The 20,147-nt window shown below is 71.1% G+C and carries 15 protein-coding genes; 2 read left to right on the top strand and 13 right to left on the bottom strand.

Features of this window, described 5'->3' with window-relative positions; genetic code table 11:
- Positions 1-186: 186 nt before the first annotated feature.
- Genes B1205_RS16220 through B1205_RS16250 form a run of 7 tightly spaced genes read right to left on the bottom strand, consistent with a single transcriptional unit; the run spans position 187 to position 6,145 of the window.
- The gene (locus B1205_RS16220) at positions 187-1,134 is read right to left on the bottom strand and encodes an amidohydrolase family protein (protein ID WP_089156372.1); all 948 of its coding nucleotides are present in this window, start codon (positions 1,132-1,134) and stop codon (positions 187-189) included.
- Complete coding sequence (locus B1205_RS16225) at positions 1,134-2,051, bottom strand: MBL fold metallo-hydrolase (RefSeq protein WP_089156373.1); 918 nt, start codon at positions 2,049-2,051, stop codon at positions 1,134-1,136. The genes B1205_RS16220 and B1205_RS16225 overlap by 1 nt, the downstream gene beginning before the upstream one ends.
- Entirely contained in the window at positions 2,048-2,839 is a 792-nt protein-coding gene (locus B1205_RS16230) for an ABC transporter ATP-binding protein (RefSeq protein ID WP_089156374.1), read from the bottom strand. Before B1205_RS16230 ends, B1205_RS16225 begins: the two co-directional genes overlap by 4 nt.
- A complete protein-coding gene (locus tag B1205_RS16235; protein ID WP_089156375.1) occupies positions 2,833-3,597 on the bottom strand; it encodes an ABC transporter permease in 765 nt (254 codons plus the stop codon). The genes B1205_RS16230 and B1205_RS16235 overlap by 7 nt, the downstream gene beginning before the upstream one ends.
- Complete coding sequence (locus B1205_RS16240; protein WP_089156376.1) at positions 3,594-4,406, bottom strand: ABC transporter permease; 813 nt, start codon at positions 4,404-4,406, stop codon at positions 3,594-3,596. The genes B1205_RS16235 and B1205_RS16240 overlap by 4 nt, the downstream gene beginning before the upstream one ends.
- Positions 4,403-5,392, bottom strand: a complete 990-nt coding sequence (locus tag B1205_RS16245; protein ID WP_089156377.1) for an ABC transporter substrate-binding protein — start codon at positions 5,390-5,392, stop codon at positions 4,403-4,405. The genes B1205_RS16240 and B1205_RS16245 overlap by 4 nt, the downstream gene beginning before the upstream one ends.
- A gap of 24 nt (positions 5,393-5,416) precedes the next feature.
- A complete protein-coding gene (locus B1205_RS16250; RefSeq protein ID WP_089156378.1) occupies positions 5,417-6,145 on the bottom strand; it encodes a class II aldolase/adducin family protein in 729 nt (242 codons plus the stop codon).
- A 259-nt stretch (positions 6,146-6,404) separates the two neighbouring features.
- Between B1205_RS16250 and B1205_RS16260 the strand changes: the two genes are divergently transcribed.
- On the top strand, positions 6,405-7,130 hold the full coding sequence (locus B1205_RS16260) for a Clp protease N-terminal domain-containing protein (protein ID WP_089156412.1): 726 nt from the start codon (positions 6,405-6,407) through the stop codon (positions 7,128-7,130).
- Positions 7,131-7,348: 218 nt separating this feature from the next.
- On the opposite strand, the gene B1205_RS16265 is transcribed toward B1205_RS16260, so the two are convergent.
- The 6 genes from B1205_RS16265 to B1205_RS32760 all read right to left on the bottom strand — a co-directional run bounded on the left by B1205_RS16265 (position 7,349) and on the right by B1205_RS32760 (position 16,200).
- Entirely contained in the window at positions 7,349-7,834 is a 486-nt protein-coding gene (locus B1205_RS16265) for a hypothetical protein (protein ID WP_089156380.1), read from the bottom strand.
- A gap of 1,445 nt (positions 7,835-9,279) precedes the next feature.
- The gene (locus B1205_RS16275; RefSeq protein ID WP_140158071.1) at positions 9,280-10,017 is read right to left on the bottom strand and encodes a hypothetical protein; all 738 of its coding nucleotides are present in this window, start codon (positions 10,015-10,017) and stop codon (positions 9,280-9,282) included.
- Between the two features lie 353 nt (positions 10,018-10,370).
- Complete coding sequence (locus B1205_RS16280; RefSeq protein ID WP_089156383.1) at positions 10,371-11,621, bottom strand: vWA domain-containing protein; 1,251 nt, start codon at positions 11,619-11,621, stop codon at positions 10,371-10,373.
- The gene (locus B1205_RS16285; protein WP_089156384.1) at positions 11,618-12,826 is read right to left on the bottom strand and encodes an AAA family ATPase; all 1,209 of its coding nucleotides are present in this window, start codon (positions 12,824-12,826) and stop codon (positions 11,618-11,620) included. The genes B1205_RS16280 and B1205_RS16285 overlap by 4 nt, the downstream gene beginning before the upstream one ends.
- A 62-nt stretch (positions 12,827-12,888) precedes the next feature.
- Positions 12,889-14,289 (bottom strand): hypothetical protein, encoded by a 1,401-nt coding sequence (locus tag B1205_RS16290; RefSeq protein WP_089156413.1) that lies wholly within the window; start codon positions 14,287-14,289, stop codon positions 12,889-12,891.
- A 195-nt stretch (positions 14,290-14,484) separates the two neighbouring features.
- Positions 14,485-16,200 carry a tetratricopeptide repeat protein gene (locus B1205_RS32760; RefSeq protein WP_303395023.1) on the bottom strand — a complete coding sequence of 572 codons (1,716 nt, stop codon included), beginning with the start codon at positions 16,198-16,200 and terminating at the stop codon, positions 14,485-14,487.
- Positions 16,201-16,925: 725 nt separating this feature from the next.
- Here B1205_RS32760 and B1205_RS16300 point away from each other — a divergent pair.
- On the top strand, positions 16,926-19,622 hold the full coding sequence (locus tag B1205_RS16300) for a sugar-binding protein (protein WP_089156385.1): 2,697 nt from the start codon (positions 16,926-16,928) through the stop codon (positions 19,620-19,622).
- The last annotated feature ends 525 nt before the right edge of the window (positions 19,623-20,147 follow it).

Genomic DNA, 20,147 nt, shown 5'->3' on the forward strand with positions numbered 1-20,147 from the left:
AACTCCTCCCAACGTAGCCAGGTGATGACTCAACGCAGCGCCAGCCTAGTGCTTCCACGTCAGTTGGTATGTCTGCGCCGACGCCCGAAGCCATTCTCAGGTACACGCGTTGACCGCCTCGTCACCGCGATGTGGCCCTGCGGTCCGCGCCCCGACGGCCGTGATCTGACCTCTCCCCCGGGCCGGCTACGCCGGCACTGGTGTCCGTCCCAACAGCCGCAAGGCGTTGCCGCCTGCGACCAGCCCGGCGGTGCCGGCGTCCAGACCGGCCGAGGACAGCGCGGACTCGACTCGCTCACGGGTGGTGACGCGGGTGGCGACAGGCCAGTCGCCCCCGACCAGGACGTGGTCGGCGCCGAGCAGATCGGTGGCGAATCCGATGGCGGCCGGGGCGAATCCCATGGTGTCGGTGTAGATGTGGGCTCGCTCGTCGGGTGGGGCTTGTGCGGTGAGCACCGCACCCTCGTCGGTGGCGGCTGCCAGGGCCAGGCCGGCGACGCCCAACATGGGGAACACCACGTGCAGCCCGCGTAGCTCGGCCAGGACACCGCCGGTGACGAGGGACAGCAGCGCGGCGGCGTTGGCGGTACCGCGGGCCAGGGACGTGCCGAGTCGACCCAGGCCGGCGAACTCCTTGGTGAGCACCGCGGAGCTGATCGGGTGGGCGAACACGGGCACCGCGAGTTCGGCCGCCGCGACCAGGGTCGGTCGGGCCGAGGCATCGCCGAGCAGGCGGGTGTCGGTGGCGCAGTCGACGACGATGCCGCCGAGGTTGAGTTCCCGGACCGCGCGGACCGCTTCGGTGGCGGCGGCGTCACCGGCGAACGCGTCGATGGTCGCCAGGCCCGCGAGACCTCCGGGGTTGTCGGCGATCACGGTGGCCAGGTGATCGTTCAGGCGACGCATCGTGTCGGGCGCGGTCCGTTCGCCGTACGGCGTGATCATGGCGGGTGGGGCGCTGAGCACACGCAGGTCGATGCCGTAGCGGCCGGACTCGACGAGCAGGTCGTCGAGATCGGCGATCCGGCGGGCTGCCGTCGCCCACCGGGTGGCCAGCTCCCCGGTGGCGTTGTGCGGCATCAGCGCGGGATAGTCGGGGCAGGCATGGTGGGTGTGGAAGTCGGCGATGAACATCAGACGTCGATGAAGGTGTAGGTGAAGCCACGCTCGGCCCGCTGGACGCGGCCGGCGGCCGGGAACGGGAAGTGCGCGGGAACGAGCAGATCACCGGAGTCGGCGGCTCGTTCCAGCAGCAGGCGGCGCTGTTCCGCGGAGTCGCCGGGCTGGACGCAGTAGCGGATGCTCCAATCGGGCCGTTCGAGCTGGACGCCGTGGTGCAGCATGTCGCCGGCGAACAGCGCCCGCTCCCCGGCCGACTCGACCTCGACGTAGACGTTGCCCGGGGTGTGCCCGAAGGCGGGCACCAGCCGGACCTCCGGCGTCACCTCGTGGTCGGCCGGGACGAGGTCGAGGACACCGGCGTCGCGCAGCGGCAGGATGCTGTCGGCGATGTAGTCACCGGTGCGGGTCATCGCCCGCGCCCCGTCCGGGCCGGTCCACCAGTCGAATTCCTCGCGGACCACGAGGTGACGGGCGTTGGGAAAGGTGGGTGTCCAGCCGCCGTGACCGTCAGCGCTGGTGGCGAAGCCGACGTGGTCGACGTGCAGGTGGGTGAAGACGACGATGTCGATGTCACCGAGTGACACTCCGGCGCGGCCGAACTGCTCGAGGAACGGCCGGTCGGCCCGGTCGAAGATGCCGCCGTTGCGGGCCTTGCCGTTGCCGCCACCGGCGTCGATGAGGATGAGCCGGTCCTTCGCGCGCAGCAGATGCGCCTCCTGGTTGAGCCGGATACGACCGTCGGAGGTGAACGGCTCGCGGGTGTAGAACGCACCGTCGGTCCAGGACTGCGACTCGAGCTGCGGGAAGAACTCGGTCGGCTCCGGGAAGTAGTCGACCTCCCGGATCGGGAAGACTTCGACCTCACCCACGCCGAACGACCACAGGGGCCCCTCTCCTCCGCCGGTGTTCGTGAAACGCAACTCACTCATGCTTTCTCCAACGGGGTGCGGCGGACCTGCGCCCAGACCTCGGCTCGCAGGCGGCCGAAGTCGGCGGAGGACCGGGTGGTGATCTGATCGCGGTCGGCGGGCAGGGTGACGGGGATGTCAGCCTGGACGCCGGACACCGACGCGCCCAGGACGATGACCCGGTCGCCGAGGTAGACCGCCTCGTCGATGTCGTGCGTGACGAACAGGACGGTCATCCGGAAGCGCCTACGCAGTCCGGCGACCAGATCCTCAAGGTCGCCGCGGGTCTGTGCGTCGACGGCCGAGAACGGCTCGTCCATCAGCAGCAGGCGCGGCCGGTAGGCGACGGCCCGGGCGATGGCGACGCGTTGCTGCATGCCGCCGGACAGCTGCCACGGGTACGCGTCCGCGGCCTTGCCGAGGCCGACCGCGTCGAGGGCCTCGTCCACGGTCCCCCGGCGTTGCGCCCGGCTCGATCCGTTGCGCCGCAACGGCAGCTCCACGTTCTGCCGTACGGTCTTCCAGGGAAAGAGACTGCGTCCGTACTCCTGGAAGACGACACCGAGTCCGGGCGGCGGCCCGGTCACGGGGCTACCGTCGAACAGCACTTCGCCGGACGTGGCGGGCACCAGCCCGGCGACGATCTTCAACAGTGTGGTCTTGCCGCAGCCCGACGTTCCGACCACGGTGGCGAACTCGCCGTCGCGCACCGACAGGTCGATGGCGGTCAGCACGTCGACGGAGCGTTCCCTGGCCCGGTACGACTTGTGGAGTCCGGTGATCTGCAGCAGGGCGTGATCGCTCACCATGACTGTTCTCCTTGGCCGGTGTGCCCGCGATGCCAGCGCAGCACGCGTCGCTCGACGAGTTCGAACAGCTTCGCCAGGATGAAACCGACGATGCCGATGAGCAGCACGCCGGACCACATCTGCGGGATCGCGAAGCTGCGCTGGAACTGCACGACGGTGAAGCCGAGCCCGTCGGTGCTCATCAGCATCTCGCTGACCACCATCAGAATGATCGACAGGCCGAGTGCCTGCCGGGCGCCGGCGGAGATCTGCGGCGTCGCCGCCCGCAGCAGCAGCGCGTACCGGGTGCGGGTCGGCAGCCGGTACGCCGCGGCGGTTTCCTGGGCGACCTCGTCGACGGCGCTCACGCCGTCGGCGGTGCTGAGCAGGATCGGCCAGACGGCGCCGGCGGCGATAACGACGATCTTGGTGGTGTCGCCGATCCCGACCGCCACCAGTAACACCGGGATCAGCACCGGAGCGGGCAGCACCCGGAAGAACGCCAGGATCGGCGCCGTCAGGTCGCGGGCGAGCTTCCAGCGGCCGACGACGAATCCGACGCCCATGCCGGCCGCCAGCGCGATGGCGAATCCGGCGGCGAGCCGGCCTAGGCTGGGCAGCACGTCGCGGGTGAACCGGCCGGAGAACCACACATCGCCGAACGCCTCTGCGATGGTTCGCAGCGGCGGCGCGAAGACGTTGGTGCTCTCCGCACTGGCCACCCACCAGGTGGTCAGCAGGATGACGGGCAGGGCGAGCGCGTATCCGACGGCCTTCACGCGGCGGCCTCCCGGCGGGTCGCCACATGCCAGTACAGCAGCCGCCGCTCGATCAGTCGGGCGAGCCGGTCGAGGAGGATGCCGATGCCGCCGGTGAGCAGCACCAGGGCGTACATGTCCGCGAACTCGCCGCCTGCCTGGCTGCTCCAGATCAGCTCGCCGAGCCCGGCCGAGCCCGTCACCAGGCCGCCGGTGAGGGCCAGGGCCAGGGCGATGGAGACGTTCAGGCGCAGCGCGGTGCCGAGGTAGGGCAGGACGGTGGGCCAGGTGACATGCGCGATGCGGGCCAGCCGGCCGAGCCGGAACGTCCGGGCGGTGTCGACGGCGACCTGATCGACGTCGCGTAGGCCGTACAACACCTGGAACACCACGATCCAGAAGCACGAGACGGCCACCAGCAGCACGGTGATCTCCCGGACGTCGAGAACCAGGACGAGCACGGGAATGAGCACGATCGACGGGACCGGGCGCAGGAAGTCCAGGGTCGACGACGTGGCGCGCCGGACCCACGAGACCGAGCCGAGCGCGAAACCGGCCGTGATCCCGGCGGCCAGGGCGATCGCCAGCCCGACCGCGACCGCCGTGAGGGTCTGGCCGGTCGCGGTCCAGAACTTCGCGCCGACGCTCAGTCGGCCCGCTTCGGGGATGATCGCGCTCAGGGGTGGGACCTGCTCGGGAGTGAACAACAGGCGGGCGCCCACCTCGTACCCGAGTGCGGCGATCAGCAGGCCGACAAGCCCGAGAGCGGGTCGCCGCCCCCCGCGGGCCGGCCGGATGGCCGGCGCCGCGGGAGCGTCGGGGACGGTCACGGCAGGATCAGGTCGTCGAGGTTGGGCGCGGTGGTGATCAGGCCGTCACGCTGGGCGTAGCCGATCAGCTTCTCGGCGGCGTCCCTGCTGATGGTGTCGGCCGTACCGGTCAGGGTGATCTTCGCGGCCACCTCCGGCTTGATCTCGGTGAACGTCGGGATCTTCGCGCGGACGTCGGCCTCGTGACCGGCGGCGTAGGCGTAGGCTTCCCGGACCGCGTCGCGGAACGCGGTGACCGTCTGCGGGTTCTTCTGGTGGTACGCGCCGGAGGTGTACCACGCCGAGACGGTCAGGTCGGGGGCCAGGTCGGTGAAGCCCCAGCCGACCGGGACCGCACCCTGCGCCTTGGCCGCGGTCAGGAACGGCTCGACCACCCAGGCGCCGTCCACCTTGCCGGAGCCGACTGCGGCGGGCGCCTGCGGGAACGGGATCTCGACCAGCTTGACCTTGGCCGGGTCGCCGCCGTCGGCGCGGACCGCTTCCCGGGCCGCCGCCGCGGCGATGTTGGTGAGGATGTTGACCGCGACGGTCTTTCCCTCCAACTGCTTGGCCCGGGTGATGCCCGAGCCACCCTTGACCACCAGCGCGCCGAAGTCGGCGCCCCGTCTGCCGTTCGACGCCGACGCCGGCACGACGGCTTTGACGTCCAGCTTCTTGGAGCTGGCGACGAGCAGGGTGGTGAGGTCACCGGTGGCGAAGTCGGCCTTGCCGGCCAGCACCGAGGGCACCGAGACCAGATCGGCCTGGGAGCTGATCTCGATCTTCAGGCCGTGTTTGGCGAAGATGCCCTGGTCCTGCGCGAGGTAGAGAGGGGCGAGGTGACCCAGCGGCGCGGAGGCCAGCCGAACGGTGGTCAGGCCGTCCGCACCGGGGGCGGCTGCGGAGTCGTTGCCCCCGCAGGCGGCCACGGGGGCAGCCAGGGCGACGACGGTGAGCACCGCGGCGACGCGGCGGCTACGGATGTGGATCGACATGGTCGTACTCATCTCTGCGATGCGGCCGGGGATAGATCAGAAGAGGCGCAGGTTCAGGTCGTGCACATGGTCGGGGAAGGGCACGGGGCCGCCGAGTGGCTGCGCGCCGATGCTGGACACGGCCGCTTCCTCGATCGCGACGACCAGGCCGGCCGCGTGCCCGGCGCTGTCGCCCGCCACGAGCAGGCCGTGGTTGCCGAGCAGGATCGCGTACGTGCGGGGGTGCGCCGCGAACGTCGTCGCGATGGACCGCACGGCTTCGTCGGTCCCGCGAGGCGCCCACGGCGCGACCGGGATGTCGACCGGCTGGCCGTGCACCAGCAGCGCCTCGTACCGGGCGGGAAGTGGAGTCGCGGCGAGCGCGTAACTGGTGGCGTACGGCGAATGGGTGTGGATGACGGCCTTGATCTCGGGTCGTGCCTGGTAGACGCCGATGTGCATCTTGAGGATCGCGGCCACCGACCGGCTGGGTGAGCCCTGGTGCACGGTGCCGTCCAGGCCGACCACGACGATGTCGTCGTTGACGCTGCGGAGGTTGGGCACACCGACACGCAGGTCGGAGGCGGGCCACGGGCGAAGCAGTTCCCCGGCGTTGACCACGAGCAGGTCGGTGTGGCCGGGCAGTCGCACGCTGATGTTGCCGTGCCCGCTGGCGGACATGGCGGACGCGGCGAAGATCTGGTTGATGCCGGCGATCAGGTCGGTCCGGGCGGCGGCCAGCTCGTCGGCGCCGAACAGTTTTTGGGCAGGGTCGTGTGCGGTCATGGCGTTGCAGCCTTGTCGTCAGGAGAGCGCGGGCATGCGCTCGGGGCCCGGGATGCGGGGCGTCGAGAGCGCGAGCGGGCAGGAGGAGCGTCAGCGGCAACAGAGGGCGCTGCGCATGCGGCCCTGGTCGAGGGCCCGGCGAGAGGTGAGCGGCGCGGGCATAACCCCACTGTACCCCTAGGAATTGTAGGCGATCAAGAGTGAGGTGGGCCCCAATCGGCGCTGGGCCACGCAGCGCCGGTCGTGGCAGGATCCGGGAGTGCCCAAGGTCAACGTCTATCTGCCCGACGCCCTCGCCGACCGGGTGCGCGAGGCTCGCCTTCCGATCTCCAGGATCTGCCAGACCGCCCTCACCCAGGCCCTCGACGGGAGTCAGGGCGCGGCCCACGACACCCCGGCCGCGGTGGAGCAGCCGGCCGGGATCACCCTGGACCCGCCGGCCAACCATCACGTCGCGGCCATTCTGCACCAGGCGTGGGAGACGGCCACCGCACGCGGATCGGCCACCGTCGAGCCGACCCATCTCCTGCGGGCGTTCCTGAACGAGGGCGAGAGCCTGGTCCTCAACACCATTGAGCTACTCGGTTTCCGGACCGCCACCATCCAAGCCGCCCTCGAACAAGCCGACCGGCCGACCGGGCCCCCCTCCTCGGCCGAGCCCATCGCCTCGACCGGCACCCACGCGGTGCTCAGCGCCGCCGCGGCCCAGGCGACCGCGCACTCGTCGACCGCGACCACGGGTAGCCATCTGCTGCACGGATTGATCGCCGATCAGGGCACGGCCGGACAGGTACTACGCATCACGGGAGTCACCGAGGTCATCACTCCGGCGGTGCTGTCGGCCCTGTACTACGGGGTCGCCTTCGGCCGGATGGTGCCCGATCGTGACACCGACACAGCGGTACTGCGCGTCATGATGCACGACGTCCTGGACCGGCTCGACCGGATGGGAAAACTGCTCGCCACTGAGCGCCGAGACGCATGACCGGGCTCAACAGCACACGATCTCATCGATCACACCGCTGAGTGGCATGCCCCCACCACAATGACGATTCCACCATGTCCAGTGCCGAGCACGGCAGGGACCGGGCCGACAGCCGCACCAACCGCTCAGGGGCGGCAGCGTCAACCCTGCGTGCCGGCCGCGTGGTGGGCTGTTGGTGGCACGCAGGGTCGACGTCCGCGATGGTGACGATCCAGGAGTCAGATGAGACCGAGAAGCTTCGCCAGGTCGTGGGCCTTGTTGCCGCCCAGTTCCAGATGCTTGATGTCGAGCTGGAACACGTCGGTGACGACGGCGTGCAGCAGCTTGACGAACTGTTGGTAGTCGGGCTGCTTGAACACCGCCGGGTTCACCAGGTCGGCGGGCACGTGGTACGGCCGTACGATCTGCGGCGCGGCGCCCTCGAACTGGCCGATCTTGTCCTTGATCGAGACCTTCTTGGTCGTCTCGCCGTCCCCTCCGGTGGTCGGGCCTCCGGTCGTCGCGGCCTGGGTCAGGGCCGGGTGGCCCACCCCGAACTCGAAGCTGTACACGGTCGCCGAGCGCCCGTCGCCGAGCTGGCCGGTGGCCTTGTCCGCGCTGAAGTCGATCTGGGTGCCGTCGGCCAGCGTCATCGTGAACGTGTCCCGGTTCGACACGACCGTCAACGCCGGGAGGACGTCCTCCTGCTTCAGGCGGTTGATCACGGGNCGTCGGTGAGGAACCGCCGCAGCAGCGCCTGACCGGTCGTGGTCGTCAGCGCGGTGGTCTTCAATTGGCACTGCGCCGCCAGGCGCAGCCGTCGGCCCTCGCCGTCCTGATACGTCTTGCCCTTGAGCGCGAACAGGAACGTGCCCCCGGCGTCACTGCTGCGGTGCCGTCGGCGCAGCACGATCCGGTTGGCCAGCAGATCGCACGGGTTGGGCAGGTCGAAGTAGGTGTCCTCGTACACCTTCTGCTCGCCGGTCATTTTGAGGATGCCCAGCCGCTTCTGCGTCTCGCCGTCGTCGTGCAGCTTGTTCATGGCGACGATGACCTGGTCGAGGTCGCTCTCGCGGGCGAGCCTGTACTCCGCCTCGCACTCCAGGGTGGTCATCATCTCCTTGCCGCCCTGCAGGATCTCCTGGAAGGTGTTGAACACCGGGCGGCTGCTGTTGAGCTTCTCGCTCATGTTCCAGGACGTGTTGCGCCGGTTCTCGGTGCCGGCCAGTTCCAGCAGGGTGTACGGGACCAGCCGCAGCTTGCCGGAGCCCCCCTTCTGATCCAGCCCGCCGCTCTCGTGGCGTACCCCGTTGACCTGGATCTGCTGCTGGTCGGCCACGCCGAGCCACTGTGCACGCAGGCCCAGCTCACGGTACCGCCGGGTGATCGTCTGAGCGGTCAGCGGGCCACTCGGATTGATCTTGAGGATCGTGGCCAACTGCTGCAGCGTGTACTCGACCCGGATCTCCCAGTGGTTGTAGTCCCAGGTCGGCTCGATCACCACGACCAACAGTTGCCGCTCGCCCGGCTTCTTCGTGTCCGCGGTCGGCGTCTCCAGGTAGATCGGGACCAGGTCGTGGGGCTGAGCCATGTACCGCGGGTTGCCCGTCACGCTGAAGTGCAGCTTCAGGCCCTCGTTCGACAGCAGCGTCGGCGACTCGATCTCCAGGTGGGCGGCGCCTTCCCACTTGCGGAACGACTTCTCGATCGCGATCGCCGGGCCCTGCTGACCGAAGGCATCCTGTTGCCCCCGCGCCCAGGTGTCGATCATGAACAGTGGAGTCTTGTACACCTGGCGGTCCAACGCCGAGACCAGCTCATCGCCGCAGACCCGGTTTTCGCTGTCCGTTGGCCGGGTCGGTTCCACCTTCGGCCGCGGCAGCGCCTTGATCGTCACCGTCTGGTCAAAGCGCAACTGCCCAGCCGTACGCTCTGCCTGCATGTGCCCACACTCCTCCGGCCGACTCCGCCGTGACCTCCACCGCGGGCATCCGAGCAGAGCGTAGGTGAGCGGCCTAACACTTCCTGTCGCCATTGCGACCTTGAGCGAAAAAGGGGCGGGCCGGGTGACCGACGGCTCAGCGTCGGCGGCCGCCGAGGCGGAGCAGGGCTTGGCACCTTTGGACCTGATACAGCAGCCGCAACGGCACGTCGTGGCCTTGTGCATCCGTCACAGGCGGTGTATCTCAAAGTAAACGATCTTCGCCAGGAAAAACGCCGACAGGTTGATGCCGGACATGATCGCCGTCGGAACTACCCTCTGGACGACGAGACTGTCCGAGAACTGCTGCAGCCACTGGACGCGCCGAACGGAGGCGGCGGTGGCACTGCCAAGCGCAATGAGCGAGTAGAGCCATGTCGTGGCGATGAAGATGAAGGTGAACATCGTGACGATGTTTCCGGCGTTGCTCAGGTAGTCCGCGAAAGTCGTATCGGGCCCGTCATTCGGTTTCCCGAGGAGCGCGGGCGCGACGCGGATGCTAACCAGGGCGCCCAGCACCGCGCCGATACCGGCCCGGTTCAGCACGGCGGCCGCGAACTTCTTGACCGCCTCAGAGCTGCCGGCAAGGGCCAAACTGTAGAGGAGCGCGGTGAGCGTCGAGAAACACAGCGCCGCGACGCCTGCGATGATCCATGGGACGACGTTGCGCATCGTCCCATGGACGGACGTCGGGTCGACCGCTGCGAACGGCCATTTCCAAGCCACCAGAACAACCCCGAAGACCAGCGCGTACGTGAGATATCCCGGATGCGTCGCCCGCTCCATGACCCGGTCGAACCATGTGGCGGTCGCCTTCTCCTTCTCGTCGGCGTCACTGGGAATCACTGCGGTGTCGGATTTGCCGCTCCGCGCCTCCGGTCGTTGCTTGCGCGGACGATCTCGTCGCCGACTGTCCCGCTTACTCACACATCGCTCCTCATGCGTCCGGGATCGGGGGTCGAGCGCTCGGCGCTGCTGATTCCGATGTACACGATGCATGCAACACAGCCGCGCCGCGACGCTGAGCAAACCGCGCCACCACCTGGAATCGCGGCGCCCGTGCTCGCCCCGGACCTCGTCGCGCGGCGACTCGCTGGCGACAGCGCCAGTCGCTACGCATCCGGTGGCTTGGTCCGGCCGCGCGGAACACGTCGCCGTGATCCCTGACAGACCCGAAGTCAACCTCAGCCGAGCCGATCTCTGCGATCAACATGCGCGGCACCGCAGCAGCCGCATCCTTCGAGGAACTCGACGCCGATCTGCTGACGTGGAGCTGCGGTTCACCGAGCGGTAGGAGCAGGTCCGATGGTGACCACGCGCGCCCAATCGGGCGGCAAGTCGGGTACGTAGTCGGGATCGTCCTCGTTCCACCTGCCGGCCCGGGGAAACAACCCGACCACGGTGCGGCAGGGCGGCCGCGAACTCGGCCAGGGTGTCTGCCCGTCGGTCAGCACGACGATGACGTCCGGGCATGCCCTGTCTCGCAGTGCGCGGGCGAAACCCGCGCGCAGATCCGTACCGCCGCCGCCGACCAGCGGGATCTCCTCGGTCCGGCACAGGGTGCGTACGACTTCTGCCGCCGCGTCGCACGGCAGCACGGTGACCAGGTCGCGCCGGCCGCCCACGGCCCGGGCGATCGCGGCGACCTCGAGCAGCGCGCTGCCCAGTTCGGCGTCGCTGACGGAGCCCGAAGTGTCGATGATGACGCAGACCCGTGGGGGCCTGCGCCGCAGCGCCGGTAGGACGACGCCGGGCGCCCCCGCGGACCGCCTCGACGGTCGGCCGTAGGTGTAGTCCTCGCCGACTCCGGGCGCGGAGACCGCCGAGCGGACCGCGGCTCCGAGCAGCTCCCGCCACGGCTGCGGTGGATGGAACGCCTGCTCCGCCCACCGCCGCCAGCCTTGAGGGACGTTTCCCGGTCGGGCAGTGATGCCTTCCGTCACCCGGAACCGCACCGCGTCGCGTTCCTGTGGGCTGAGGGCGTGCGCGCCGTCGGGTCCGAGGTCCCATTCCCGCTGCAGCCCGTCGGCGCCGCTGCCGCAGTCGAGCCAGGCCAGGTGCTGGGTACGCGGTCCGAGCCGGAACTGCCGCAGGTAGTCCTCCATCAGCTGTCCCTCGGGCAGCAGCAGGTCGCCGGGCTCGACGGCGCCTTCGGGGCGGGCCAGCCCGTCGCCGAAGACATCGTCGTTGATCTCGCAGTCCGCGGCGATGTTCATCCGCAACCGCTCCCCCGGTCCGGTCAGCCCGCGTTCCCGCGCGACCCGGTCGCCGCGCCCGTGGTGGTCACGGAGCAGGTGCGAAACTTCGTGCACCCACACTCCGGCGAGTTCCTCCACCGGGGTCCGGTCCACGAACAGGGGCGAGACGTAACATCGCCAGTGCCGGTCCACCGCCATCGTCGGCACCCGCCGGGACTCGACTACGTGCAGGGCGAACAGCGCCGCCGCCAGGTAGGGCCGAACCCGGACAGCGTGCAGCCGGGCGGTGAAGAGCTTGTCCCGATCGAGCGTGCCGGCCTGTCCGGGCGTCACCGGCTCTTCCCCGCGACCGCGACCCGGGCCGCCGTCTGGTCGGCCCGGCGGGAAAGGGCCACGACTCCGGCGAGCCCTTCGATCGATGCGGGCACGTCCCAGTCCTCGCGGCGCAGCCGGGCGAGGGTGGACGCGGGGACGACCACCAGGTCCGGGGCCCCTGTCTCCAGCGCCTGGACCAGCAGCGTCCAGGCCGCGTCCCAGCGCGACCGCTCCGGGCNCAGCACAGCCTGGCGCAGGTCGCCGCGCTCGGGCAGGACAGCGGCGGTGGGGTCGGCCAGCAGCATCTCGGGGTCGGGAAGATCCATCCGGTCCAGGCTGGCCAGCAGCTCCAGTCCCGGGCCGTCGCCCACGGTGCCCCTGACCAGCATCGACAGGACCTCCCGAGTGGTGTCGGCTGCGGTGGCGAAGGCGATCAGGCGAAGGGTCATCTCCCAGCTGCGGGGCGAGGGCCACGGGCCGCCGCGACCAGCCTCACTGCTCGGGAGCCGGTGCACGAGCGCCGGGCGGGCCGACAGGAGCCCGCACACCGCGCGCCGGGCGAAGGCGACGGCGTCCGGCAGCCGCTGCGGGTCGAGCCGGGGCAGTGTCGCCCGGGGCCAGGTCCCGCCCAGGCCGCGTACGACGACTTCGTGGTCGTGGGTCCACTGCAGGTGGACGAAGCGGTTGGCCAGCGGCGGGCTCAGCTCCCAGCCGTCGGCGGCCGAGGATCGTGGATTTGCGGCGGCCACGATCCGGACCCCGGGCGGCAGGCGCAGGCTGCCGATCTGCCGCTCGAGCACGAGGCGGAGAAGGGCGGCCTGCACGGCGGGCGGGGCGGTCGACAGTTCGTCCAGGAACAGCAGTCCGCGACCGGCGCGTACCAGGCGCACGGCCCAGTCCGGCGGCGCCATCGGGACGCCCTGGGTCGCCGGATTGTCCCCGACGACCGGCAGCCCTGCGAAGTCGGAGGGCTCGTGGACGCTGGCGATCACCGTCGTGAGCGGCAGGTCCAGTGCGGCGGCGAGCTGCGTCAACGCGGCGGTCTTGCCGATCCCCGGATCGCCCCAGAGCAGCACCGGCAGATCGGCGGCCACGGCCAGGGTCAGTGCCTCCAACTGCGGGTCGGAGCGGGTCTCGGTGGTGGTGTCACACAACAGCGCCACCAGGCCGGCGGCGACGTCGAGCTGCGGGGCGGTGCCGAGCGAGGTATGGGTGGAAGGCATTTGAGATCACCTGTGGATTGTGTTGGCCGGCCTGGAGCCGGGCGAGGGTCGAGGTCCCGCGGTCAGCGGGCGATCGCGTGGCGTGGGTGGGAGCGGCGGTCACGCTTGGGCCGCCAGTCCCGGGAGCAGGGAGCGGGTCCCTGTCTGATCAGCCCGGCTCGGAAGAGCCCGTGCGTGATCCGTCGCAGCGCGGCGTTTTCCAGTTCCTCACGTAGTTCCCCGCTGCGTAGGAGCGCATCGGGTCCGAGCAGGGCCTCGACGGTGGCCAGCGCCCCGGCGATGTCGCCGTGGTCCAGGCGGGCGCGGATGTCGGGAAGGCACTCCGGTCGGTGGTGCGCCTCGTCGATCGCCCGCAGGCAGGGCAGCGGGGTGCCGGTCAGCGCGGCCAGCAGTTCCTCCCGGCGGAGTTCCGCGGGATCGTGGTCGAGGGGTGTGAGCGCACCGTTCACCAGGCCGATGCGGTGCCAGGCTCCCCGGCAGGCCACGAGACGTGGATTTGCAGCCGGATCCGGGGACGCGGGCGTGACGGTCACCGGGTGACCGGGCGCAAGCGCGGCGGCCACCAGCGGGTGCAGCCGGTCGACCTCGATCAACCCGCGATGGAGCAGCTCCAGGTCAGGTGCCATCCAGGTCGCTGCGTCGGGCAGCACCGGCAGCCCGGCGACACGACCGGCCCGTGACGCCCCGGTGATCCGCGCCCCGGGCGCCCGCAGGTCCGCTCCTGCTGGAGCGATGTCCAGGAGCAGACGACGTCGAGGGCTGAGGCGCACCGCCACGGCACCGCTGGTCCGGCCCTCGGCGTGGAGCAGCATCGCCGCTTCGGCCGCCCACCGGTGCACCGCGTATCCGCAGTCCCGCAGCGCGTCCCATGGCTGATCAGGGTGCACCGCGGTGGCGGTGTCGGAGGGCACCTGCGCGGCGCCCGATCGGCTCCGTAGCTCGTCTGCTCTCCGTACGTCCCACAGGTGACGGTGCAGGTCGAAGCGGAACCGACGGTCGGGACGCGGCTGCGGATGCGGGCGGTTGCCCTCCTCGCTGGCTCCGGCCCACAGTGCCAGGCTGATCCGTTGACCCGCATCCGCCCAGGCCGGTGGCGTCCGGGCCACAAGGTGCACCGGCTGGACGCCGTCGTGTTCCGCCAGGCCGTACCTCGTCAGCGAGATAGTCAGGCCCGGGCGCAGCAGCCCGTCCGGAGCGATCCTCGGCATGTGCCAGCGCAGCAGGTCTGGCGCGAGATATCGGAGATCGGCCCGCAGGCGGCCGGCAAGTTCGCGGCCGTGGCAGCGGGCTACGGCGCGCAGGTCAAGGTCGACATCAACGCGAGCGACGGCGCATGCTCCGGCCCAGTCACCGACGAGGCGACGAGCGGTCGCGGCCTTGATCATGGAGGCCGGCACGGCGTACTCGCGTACGCGGCGCCAGCGGGAGAGGCGGGATTCCGCATTCGCTGCCAGGGAGCGCATCAGCACTCACCTTGCGCGAACCGGGCCCCCAATCTGAGAGAAGGATTCATCGCGGCGCAGCATAGCGCCCGGCCGTGAGCTACGCCAAGGCCCGCAGTTGGAGGCCACCGCACAGAGACCGTTGGTGCTCATCCACCGTGCCTTGAGCTCGGCCCAGAAGCCGGTGGACCACTCCCGGGTGATCGTGTAGTCGCTTCAGACGGCCAGCACCCGGCGACACCGCGCGAGTTCCGCGCGCAGATCCCGGCGCAGGGCCCGGTCCAGGCCGGGCTGGGCGAGCGCCTCGGCGAAGTCCCGGGCCGCCTCGTCCCACCGGCCCAGCCGAGCCAGGGCCGTGCCCCGGTTGTAGCGCGGCACGGGGGCCGCCGACAGGGCCACCGCCCGGTCCAGGTCGGCCAGGGCGGCGACCACGTCACCGCGCTCGAACCGGACTGCGGCCCGGTTCGTCCACGCCTCCACCAACTCGGGGTCTGCGCCCAGCGCACGGGTGAGCAGTTCGTCGGCCTCGGCGTGCCGACCGCGCTCGGCGAGGACCAGGCCCAGGGTGCACAGCAGCGCGGGCTCCCCCGAAGTGCCGGCCAGCCCGGCCCGGGCGCCGGCCTCGGCGGCGTCGAGCGCGCCACGCTCCATGTGCAGGTTGACCAGGGCGATCCGGGCGTCGAGGTGCCGGGGGTCGATGGCGAGCACCCGCTCCAGGTCGGCGCGCGCCCGCTCGGGGCGGCCCCGCTCCTGGTGGAGCACGGCCCGGTTGTAGTACGCCTCGGGAAGGTGCGGTCCCAGCCGGATGGCGGCGTCGTAGTCCCTGATCGCGGCGCGGGTCCGACCCGCCGCCCGGTGCAGGGCAGCGCGGTCCACGTAGTACTCGCAGTTGTCGGGGTCGTGGGCGATCACGGTGTCCAGATCGGCAAGCGCCCGCGCCGGGTCGCCCAGCGCGAGGTGTACCTGCGCCCGGTTGTGGCGCAGCCGGGCCAGGTCCTGCGGGCGCTCACCGGGGCCGAGCGCGGCCGTCAGCCGGGCCAGCCCGTCGTCGACGCGCCGCAGCGCGCGCTCGGGCCGGCCGGCACGGCTGTCCAGCAGCGCCAGGCCCTGCTCGTAGAAGACCGTCGACAGCAGGCGCTGGCGGGGGTCGACCAGCCCGGCGGCGAGGCGCAGCGCCCGTTCCAGCCAGAGCCGGGCCTGTGCCGGGTCCTGGTCGGCCGCCGGCAGGTGCCGGGCGTGCAGCATGGCTGTGGCGTACGCCGCCGACATGGTGATCTTCGGGTCGTCGGTGACGGCCCGCGCCTCGTCGTAGAGGTCAAGTGCCTCGGCGGCCCGGTCCAGGGCCGCCAGAGCAGTGGCCAGGCCGGTGGTGAACGCCCACCAGTGCCGCAGGTCGCCGTCCGGGGTGACCTGCGCCCGCCCGCGCCGGGCGAGCCGGGCCGCGTGATGGTAGTAGCCGTCGGCCAGGCTGTCGCCCAGGGTCCGCCGCAACGCCTGCGGGGTACGCGCGTCGGGCGTCGGGGCGGGGGCCCCGCCATCGCGTAGGTCGAGGCGCACCGGGGTCGACCCGAGCCGGCGGACCAGCGCGTCCAGCAGCTCAGCGGTCGTCTCGTCGGCGCAGGCGACATGATCGAACCGGACGATCACGGGCCGCCGGAGTGTGCCGGCCCAGGCCGCCACCAGCTCCGCCGCGCCGTAGGCCAGGCAGGCGGTCCGGCGGGCGGGGTGGAAGCGGATCGGCTCCTCCTCGGCGGCCGGCCGGGCCGCCGGATCGAGCTGGGGAGCGATCGCGCGCAGCTCAACCACATGCCGTGCCGCCAGGCGGGGCCGGTCGGCGGCGACCCGGCCGAGGAAGGCCGAGACACCGGCGTACGGCCCGTGGTCGCGGTGGCAGTCGTAGCGCTCCGGCCCGCCGGTCACCGCCGGGCCCACCGCCGCAGGGGCGGGCGCCCGGGAGCGCCCGCCGTGCCGGCAGCTACCAGCACCACTCGATCCACAGCCGGCGTGCGCCGGACACCAGGCGGAGCGCAGTCGTACGACGGATGGTCATCTTTCTCATGGGAACCTCCGATGTGATCCACCTCAGGGCTGGCCCAGAGCGTAATACCCATCGACGGAAATAAGAATGGTGCTCGCGATTCGCGGCGGGCAGACCCTGCAGGTACGTCCAGGTGCCCGGGGAACGTTCGGAGAGGGCGGTACGCGCCCAGGCGACCGCCACCGCGCCGAGCACCGGGACCTCCGCTCGGCGGGTGCCGCTGCACCCTTAATTCTTACGGCGAACGAATTAATGAGTCAAGGGGCCGAACGGACCACCATCCTCGCCCCGACTCGACTGGCAGCGGAAACGCCATAGCAGCCACGCGCTCCGGGCCGCCGACCTAGCGCTCGCCGCAGCGTCCGAGGGGCCTGCAGAGCGCCACTTGTTTTCTTCTGCAAATGAAGAAACTCCTTGCAAAGCATTGACGGGCCGTCGCGTCGGTCCCTACCGTCACCGAACGAAGGCCTTCCAGTGTGTACGGATCCGGCGACGCCGGCGCCTCACTCGCCGTCCACCCGCGACCCCGCCCACCACCGTCCACTCCGTGACCCCAACGTCGGCGCAGCAGCGCCCGACGTCGCCGGCCGCTGCGCGGACCCCGCGCGAAAGGATTTACATGCGCATCAAGGCGTTCCTGCTACCCACGGCGCTCGCCCTGGCCCTGTCCGGGACACCGGCCGTGGCTCACGCCGCCCCCACCCACGATCGACCGGCCGACGCCGTCGACCTGGATGTCCTCTTCGTCAGCGCGCACCCCGACGACGAGGCCGGCAGCCTCGCCACCCTCGGCCAGTGGAAGGAGAAGTACGGCGCCAAGGCCGGCGTCGTCACGATCACTCGCGGAGAGGGCGGAGGCAACGCGGTAGGCCTGGAGGAGGGACCGCCGCTGGGCATCATCCGGGAGCGCGAGGAGCGCACCGCGATCGGCAAGGCCGGGGTGGAGAACCTCTACAACCTCGACCACGTCGACTTCTGGTACACGGCCTCGGCACCCCTTTCCGAACAGATCTGGGGACACGACGAGACGCTTGGCCAGATCGTCCGGGTGATCCGGCAGACCCGGCCCGAGATCCTGATGACGATGAACCCGTCCCCCACCCCCGGCAACCACGGCAACCACCAGCAGGCCGCCCGGTTCGCCGCCGAGGCGTTCCAGGCCGCCGCCGACCCGAAGGCCTTCCCCGAGCAGATCCGCCGGGAGGGACTCAAGCCGTTCCGGGCGGCGAAGCTCCTGCGTACCGGCGGCACCGGCACCTCGTCCACCGGGCCGCAGTGCGCCTCCAGCTTCGTGTCGGCCGTCCCGACCGACCAGGTGTTCGGCGTCTGGGAAGGCGCTCGCGCCGCCGACGGCCGGACCTGGGCCGAGATCGAGGTCGAAGCCCGCCGGGAGTACGTCACCCAGGGCTGGGCGAACACCGCCGCCGCCCCCACCGACCCGGCCAAGATCCGCTGCGACTTCTACACCCTGGTCGACAGCCGCGTCCCGTACGACCCGTCGGACACCTCACCCGAGGCGATCCTGCGCGGCTCGGTGCTGCCCCCGGCGGCCGGCGGCCTGCCCCGCGGCACCGAGTTCCACCTGACCGCCGACCGGTTCGACATCACCCCCGGGCAGAGCGTCAAGGTCACCGCCCATGTTCGGGCGCCCCGGAACCGGGCGCTGACCGCGCCCCGGATCGCGCTGCGACTGCCCGCGGGTTGGACCGCCACCGGCCCCGACGCGCTGCGCGGCGCCGTACCGGCCGGCAAGGAGCGTACGGCAACCTTCACCGTGACCGTCCCCGCCCAAGCCGGCACCAACGCCCAGCAACTCCTCGGCGGCACCCTGACCACCGGCCAGGGCACCGGACGCACGGACCGCGCCGTCCGCGTGGTCGCCGACGTGCGCGGCACCCTGGAGCCGCTACCCGAGGTCGGGCTGTTCCGCACCTGGGCCGGCGACGGCGGCTACCCGCAGCTGGACACCCTGATCAAGCCGGTGCTGACCATCGGCTCCGGCAAGAGCCGGACCGTCCGAATCGACCTGCGCAACCACGGCAGGAGGCCGCAGAGCGGCACCGTCACCCTCGGCCTGCCGGCCGGCTTCACGGCGGACGCGGCGACGAAGAGCTACAGCGGCCTGGCGCCGGGAGCCACCGGAGCGGTCACCTTCACCGTCACCAACAGTGACACCGGCCTACCGACCGCCAACGAGGGCGGCGACGACGGTGACTACGGCATCACCATCACCACCACCAGCGGCACCGGCAGCACCGTGGAGACCGGTGCCCTGGAGATCGTGCCGACGAGCGTGGTTCCGCGCGCTGGCCAGGACCACGCCGTCGACGGGGTGGCCAGCCCCGGCGAGTACCCCGGCGAGGAACTGGACCTGTCCCGCATCTGGGAGGGAGCGGCCACCACCGGTCAGGACGCCTCGGCCAAGGGGCGGATCGCCTGGACCGAGGACTCCCTGCTCGTCTTCGTCCAGGTCACCGACGACGTGCTCGGTAAGAAGGTGGTGCCGCAGGACTGCAAGCGGCAGCGGCGTACCGACAGTGTGGAGATCATCGTCGACCCGAAGGGGAATTCGAGCGACACCTCCACCGTGTTCAAGGCGGGCATCTTCCCGGTCACCGACGACCCCGCCAACGGCGACCCGCCGTGCTGGCAGCGGGACGCCGACAACCGGCAGGGACCGGGCGCCACGACCGCCCCCGGGATGACCGTGGTCAGCAAGGTCACCGCGCCGTACACCGGCTACACCATCGAGGCCCGCATTCCGTACGCGGTGCTGCCCGACGCGATCGACCCGGCCCGGATGGGCTTCAACGTGCTGGTCTACGACTCGGACACCCAGGACCTCAGCTCCCAGTCCCGGCTGGGCTGGTCCACGTTCACCGGCGTCCGGGCCGACCCGTACCGTTACGGCCTGGTCACCCTGCCCGGGCTCACCCCGGCGTCTCGGCAGCCCAGCGCCCCCGTCTTCCCGGACACGGCCGCGCGCAGCGTGCACAGCGCGCAGACCATCGCACAGTCCGCGGTGGACGGCGTCGCGCCGGCCGCCGTGGCCCGGCTGCCCGAACGGGCGCTGCGACTGACCGGACAACGTCAGGTGGCCGACGGGGTGCGGGTGACCGTCCGCGCCGACCGCGCCGGCACGGTGTACCTGCACACCTACGACGGCGACCGGTCGCTCGGTGAGCGCTCGGTGCAGCTACGCCCCGGACGCGCGACGACCGTCCTGGTGCCGGTGACCGGTGGCACGCCCACCTCCGTCCTGGCGGCCTTCGAAAGCGGCGGCGCCGCACTCGCCCGCCAAGTCCCGTTGACCTGACCCGCAAACGTGGGAACCCCCCAGCCGCTCGGCTGGGGGGTTCTGACGTCTACGCCTCGATCGTCAGGCCGTGATGACCACGTGGGGGTTGCGGCGGCCGTGGACACACGCGAGCACCTGCGGACCTCGACGACAACGACGTCGCGCTCGGTCACATCGGAATGATGCGCTGGAACCCACGACGCCGCCGCGGCGTCGGGCTCGGCCCCTTCGCCGAGCACGCCAGCCAACTACGCCAGCAGGACGAACAGCGACGGCACTGACCAGCACCGGGATGCCGCCTCCTCGCAGACGAAAGCACCAGCCCGTCGTCGCCGGCGACCCGACCGGAGACGTCCCGGGCATGTGTCCACCCGGCCACAGAAGACCCGCTCCACCCGCTGGCGCAGCAGACCCAACGCCGGCTCATTGAGGGCCGGGCGCGACTGCGCGGCATCGAGCGGGGCCCGCGTGCCACCTGAGGCTGCACTCTCGCGCATCGATGTGGCTTTCGGTAGCGTTCCGATTGCAAAAGGTGAGGTGGGG

The sequence above is a fragment of the Micromonospora sp. NBS 11-29 genome (genome assembly GCF_002140155.1).
Classification (GTDB): domain Bacteria; phylum Actinomycetota; class Actinomycetes; order Mycobacteriales; family Micromonosporaceae; genus Micromonospora.